Origin of the sequence: Cupriavidus sp. 2KB_3, assembly GCF_052115685.1 — a bacterium.
GTDB lineage: Bacteria > Pseudomonadota > Gammaproteobacteria > Burkholderiales > Burkholderiaceae > Cupriavidus > Cupriavidus campinensis.
Genome location: NZ_JBFRHD010000042.1, coordinates 1 through 5,406 on the forward strand (window position 1 = coordinate 1; position 5,406 = coordinate 5,406).

Genomic DNA, 5,406 nt, shown 5'->3' on the forward strand with positions numbered 1-5,406 from the left:
TGATCGTGACCGAGTGGAAGGTATTCCGCAGCCCGGATTTCAGCGAGATCCGCGCCAAGCTGAAGACCCCGGTCATCATCGACGGCCGCAATCTCTATGAACCCGATGCGATGGCGACAGCCGGCATCGAATACCACGCGATCGGGCGCTCTGCCTCGATGCGCTGAGACCCTATGAGCAAGAATCAGATTTCGCAGGACCAGATTCGACAATCGCAGGTGCTGGTGGTGGGCGACATGATGCTGGACCGTTACTGGTTTGGCGACGTGGACCGCATTTCCCCGGAGGCGCCGGTGCCGGTGGTGCAGGTCAAGCGCAGTGACGAGCGCCTCGGTGGGGCGGCCAATGTGGCCCGTAATGCCGCTGCGCTGGGCGCCCAGGTAGGCATGCTCGGCGTGATCGGCGACGACGAGCCGGGCCGCACGCTCGAGGCGCTGCTGGCCGAGAGCCACGTGCAGCCCTACCTGCAACGCGATCCCAGCCTCAACACGACGATCAAGCTGCGCGTGCTGGCCCATCAGCAGCAGCTGCTGCGCGTCGATTTCGAGAGCGCGCCGGCCAACGAAGTGCTGGCTTCGGTACAGGACCGCTTCAACGCCCTGGTGGCCGACTACCAGGTGCTGGTCTTGTCCGACTACGGCAAGGGCGGCCTGGCGCACGTCGGGCGCATGGTGGAGGCGGGCCGCGCTGCCGGCCGCACCGTGCTGGTGGACCCCAAGGGCGACGATTATTCGCGCTACCGGGGTGCCACGCTGATCACGCCGAACCGGGCGGAGATGCGCGCCGTGGTGGGCGCCTGGAAGACCGAGGCGGACCTGACCATTCGCGCCCAGAACCTGCGCCGCTCGCTCCAGCTCGAGGCGCTGCTCCTGACGCGCTCGGAAGAGGGCATGACGCTCTATACCGAAGCCGAGGTGCTCCATGTCTCGGCCCAGGCGCGCGAAGTCTATGATGTATCGGGGGCCGGCGATACCGTGATTGCCACGCTCGCCACCATGATTGGCGCCGGTGTGCCGCTCAAGGAAGCCGTGCAGCACGCCAACCGGGCCGGCGGCATCGTCGTCGGCAAGCTGGGTACCGCTGTTGTCACGTATCCCGAACTGTTCGGCGCCTGAGGCGCGTGTCGTAAAAGTCCGAAATTCGAGTCTGAAACTACCATGACCATCATCGTGACCGGCGCCGCCGGCTTTATCGGCAGCAACCTCGTCAAGGGCTTGAACGAGCGCGGCGAGACCAATATCGTCGCGGTCGACAACCTGACCCGGGCCGAGAAGTTCGGCAACCTCGTGGACTGCGAGATCGCCGACTACCTCGACAAGTCGGAATTCGTCCAGCGCTTTGCGCGGGGGGACTTCGGCAAGGTTCGCGCGGTGTTCCATGAGGGCGCGTGCTCCGACACCATGGAGACCGACGGCCGCTACATGATGGAGAACAATTACCGCTACACGCTGGCGCTGATGGAAGCCTGCCTGGAGCAGGGCACGCAGTTCCTCTACGCCTCGTCGGCGGCCACCTACGGCGCGTCGACGATGTTCCGCGAGGACCGCGAGTACGAGCGCCCGCTGAACGTGTATGGCTATTCGAAGTTCCTGTTCGACCAGGTGGTGCGGCGCCGGCTGCCGGCGGCCCACTCGCAGATCGTCGGCTTCCGCTACTTCAATGTGTACGGCCCGCGCGAGTACCACAAGGGCCGCATGGCGTCGGTGGCGTTCCACCACTTCAACCAGTTCCGCGCCGAAGGCTCGGTGAAGCTGTTCGGCGAGTACAACGGCTACGCGCCGGGCACGCAGAGCCGCGATTTCGTGTCCGTGGAAGACGTGGTCAAGGTCAACCTGTACTTCCTCGATCATCCGGAAAAGTCCGGCATCTTCAACCTTGGCACCGGGCGCTCGCAGCCGTTCAACGACATCGCCGCCAGTGTGGTCAACACGCTGCGCGAGATCGACGACAAGCCGCCGCTCTCGCTCGAGGAGATGGTGCAGGAAGGGTTGGTCGAATACGTGAAGTTCCCCGACGCGCTGCGTGGCAAGTACCAGTGCTTCACGCAGTCCGACGTATCGCGTCTGCGCGCGGCGGGCTATACCGCTCCGTTCCTCACGGTGCAGGAAGGCGTGTCGCGCTACTGCAAGTGGTTGCTCGAGCGTAACGGCTGACCTTTCGGACGTTTCCGACTGCTGATTGCACCATCCTCGTTGCAGTTGGCCACACATCCGCGCGGATGTTGTGAACGATTGTGGCCGACTGCGTGTCTGGCCGTCACCCGCTCCTATCCTGACAAGGCTCCGTCGCCATCCCGGCACGGAGCCTTGAGTCCAATATGGAAAGGAGTTTTCTGATGCGCAATCCCTTCGATGTTTCCCTGATCCAGTGCATGCGCCGGATGCTGGCGGCGCTGCTGGTGTCGCTCGCGTTCGGTGGCGCGGCCTATGCCAACGTGGACGTCAACGTGGCCGACGAGGCCGCGCTGACCAGCGTGAAGGGCATCGGGCCGGCCACTGCCAAGCGGATCCTCGACGAGCGCGATAAGCATGGCGCCTTCAAGGACGCTGGCGATCTCTCGGACCGGGTACCCGGCGTGGGGCCGAAGTCGGTGGCCAACCTCGAAGCTGCCGGGCTGACGTTCGGCAAGGCAGCGCCGGCCAGGAAGGATGCCAAGGACGCCAGGACAAAGGCCGGCCCGGCGCCGTCGCCGCAGAAGGCGGCGCGCTGACCATGCGGCGGCCCAGCCCCTGGGCGTCAGCAGCCCGGGGCTGGTATGTGTTGTGCTTCCTTGTCGGCCGGCGCCGGCCCGGTCGCTTCGCGGCCAGGGCGGCGCGGAGTATCATGCGCGACGTCGATAACAGGGAGAAAACAACATGGCGAATGGCGAGGACACGGGCTTCCTGCCGAAATGGCGGCTCAAGACATCGGGCGTGATCGGCCCGGACGAGCGGCTGCCCGCGGGGCAGACGATTCTTGCGGGCATCCAGCACGTGGTGGCGATGTTCGGCTCCACGGCCATCGCGCCGATCCTGATGGGCTTCAACCCGAATATTGCCATCCTGTTCTCGGGTATCGGCACGCTGATCTTCTTCCTGTTCGTGCGTGGGCGCGTGCCGAGCTACCTGGGGTCGAGCTTCGCGTTCATCGCCGTGGTCATCGCGGCCACCGGCTATGCCGGCAGTGGCCCGAACCTGAACATCCCGGTGGCGCTTGGCGGCATCATTGCGGCGGGGGCGGTCTATACGGTGATCGGCCTGATCGTGCAGGCGGCCGGCTACGCCTGGGTGGAGAAGCTGATGCCGCCCGTGGTGACTGGCGCCATCGTCGCGGCAATCGGCCTGAATCTGGCGCCGGTGGCTGTCAAGGCTGTCAGCGCCGCACCGCTCGATACCTGGATCGGCCTGCTGACCGTGCTGGCCGTGGGCCTGATCGCCGTGCGCGCGCCGGGCATGCTGGGGCGCCTGCCGGTGCTGCTGGGCGGGCTGGCCGGCTACCTCGCCTATTACATTGCCACCAATGTGATGGGCATGGGCAAGGCCATCGACTTCTCGGGCGTGGTGTCGGCCGCCTGGTTTGGCCTGCCCGCGTTCGCGGCGCCAGTGTTCGAGCCGAGCGCGATGCTGCTGATCGCCCCGGTGGCGATCGTGCTCGTGGCGGAAAACCTCGGCCACATCAAGGCCATCGGCGTGATGACGGGCCGCAACCTGGACCCGTATATCGGCCGGGCGTTCATCGGCGACGGCGTGGCCACGATGCTGTCTGCCTCGGGCGGCGGTACGGGCGTGACCACGTACGCGGAGAACATGGGCGTGATGGCGGTGACGCGCATCTATTCGACGCTGATCTTCGTGGTGGCGGCGGCGGTGGCCATCCTGCTCGGCTTCTCGCCGAAGTTCGGCGCGCTGATCCTGACGATTCCGGGCCCGGTCATCGGCGGCCTGACCATCGTGGTGTTTGGCCTGATCTCGGCCACAGCCGGGCGGATCTGGGTGCAGAACGGCGTGGATTTCTCCAGCTCACGCAACCTGATCACGGTGGGCGCCACGCTGACCGTGGCGGCCGGCGACCTGACGCTGAAGCTTGGCGGCATGACGCTCGGTGGCATCGGCACAGCCACCTTCGGCGCCATCCTGCTGTATCACCTGCTGGGCAAGGGCCGCGACGAAGAAACCGCGCTGCCGCACTGATCTGGCGGCATGGCAGCATGGCGTGGACTGCAGGGGGGCGGAATGCCCGCCCTGCCGGTGCGGGTAAGGTGGGTGCATTACAATGACCAGCGACAACAAAGACATTGGCGACAGCCCCTCCCGCGACATTCCCCTGCACCATGGCCTACAAGACGATCGAAGACACCATCGGCAACACGCCGCTGGTCAGACTCCAGCGCATCCCGGGCGCCGCCATCGAGGCGCGCGGCAATGTGATTCTCGGCAAGCTCGAAGGCAATAATCCGGCCGGTTCCGTCAAGGACCGTCCCGCGCTGTCGATGATCCGTGGCGCCGAGGCGCGCGGCCGTATCAAGCCGGGAGATACGCTGATCGAGGCCACCTCGGGCAATACCGGCATTGCGCTGGCCATGGCTGCGGCCATCCGTGGCTACCGCATGGTGCTGATCATGCCGGAGGACCTGAGCCTCGAGCGCCGGCAGAGCATGTCGGCCTACGGCGCGGAGATCATCCTCACGCCGGTCAAAGGCGGCATGGAATACGCCCGCGACCTCGCCGACGCCATGGAGCGCGAAGGCAAGGGCGTGATCCTCGACCAGTTCGCCAATCCGGACAATCCGCTGGCGCATTACGAGACTACCGGGCCGGAACTCTGGGCGGAAACAGAGGGCCGCATCACGCACTTTGTGTCGGCGATGGGCACCACGGGCACGATTACCGGCGTCTCGCGCTTCCTCAAGGAAAAGAATCCGGCGATTCAGATCGTCGGCGCGCAGCCGGCCGAGGGCTCGCGCATCCCCGGCATCCGCAAGTGGCCGGAAGCCTACCTGCCGAAAATCTACGATCCGAAGTCCGTGGACCGCCAGGAACTGGTGTCGCAGGCCGACGCCGAGCACATGGCTCGTCGCATGGCGCGCGAGGAAGGCATCTTCTGCGGTATCTCCGCCGCCGGCGCGCTGTGCGTGGCGCTGCGCGTGGCCGAGGAAGTGGAAAACGCGACGATCGTGTTCGTGGTCTGCGACCGCGGTGACCGCTACCTGTCGACTGGCGTGTTCCCGGCCTGATCGGTCATCGGTCCCGCGTTTCTCGTAGTTGTAAGAAGGCCCCGTGCGATTGAACTGCACCCCAAAAGTTGGACACCAACTTTTGGGGTGTTTTTTCATGTATCGGTACTCGGAGCAGTTCAGGCTGACAGTTATCCAGAGCTACCTGGACGGTCAGGCAGGCTATGGTGAGATCGCCAAACGCCATGAAATAG

At 65.4% G+C, this 5,406-nt stretch carries 5 protein-coding genes and 1 pseudogene; all 6 read left to right on the forward strand.

Going from position 1 to position 5,406, the window contains the following annotated elements:
- Nucleotides 1-167: pseudogene (locus tag AB4120_RS27520) on the forward strand (UDP-glucose 6-dehydrogenase); the annotation flags it as partial.
- A 6-nt stretch (nt 168-173) separates the two neighbouring features.
- Nucleotides 174-1,115 (forward strand): D-glycero-beta-D-manno-heptose-7-phosphate kinase, encoded by a 942-nt coding sequence (gene rfaE1, locus AB4120_RS27525; protein ID WP_441643100.1) that lies wholly within the window; start codon nt 174-176, stop codon nt 1,113-1,115.
- Nucleotides 1,116-1,157: 42 nt separating this feature from the next.
- The gene (rfaD, locus tag AB4120_RS27530) at nt 1,158-2,153 is read left to right on the forward strand and encodes an ADP-glyceromanno-heptose 6-epimerase (protein WP_441643101.1); all 996 of its coding nucleotides are present in this window, start codon (nt 1,158-1,160) and stop codon (nt 2,151-2,153) included.
- 182 nt (nt 2,154-2,335) lie between these two features.
- On the forward strand, nt 2,336-2,710 hold the full coding sequence (locus tag AB4120_RS27535) for a ComEA family DNA-binding protein (protein ID WP_392388454.1): 375 nt from the start codon (nt 2,336-2,338) through the stop codon (nt 2,708-2,710).
- Nucleotides 2,711-2,855: 145 nt separating this feature from the next.
- Nucleotides 2,856-4,169, forward strand: a complete 1,314-nt coding sequence (locus AB4120_RS27540; RefSeq protein ID WP_149136522.1) for a solute carrier family 23 protein — start codon at nt 2,856-2,858, stop codon at nt 4,167-4,169.
- A gap of 140 nt (nt 4,170-4,309) precedes the next feature.
- Nucleotides 4,310-5,212 (forward strand): cysteine synthase CysM, encoded by a 903-nt coding sequence (cysM, locus tag AB4120_RS27545; RefSeq protein WP_144197446.1) that lies wholly within the window; start codon nt 4,310-4,312, stop codon nt 5,210-5,212.
- The last annotated feature ends 194 nt before the right edge of the window (nt 5,213-5,406 follow it).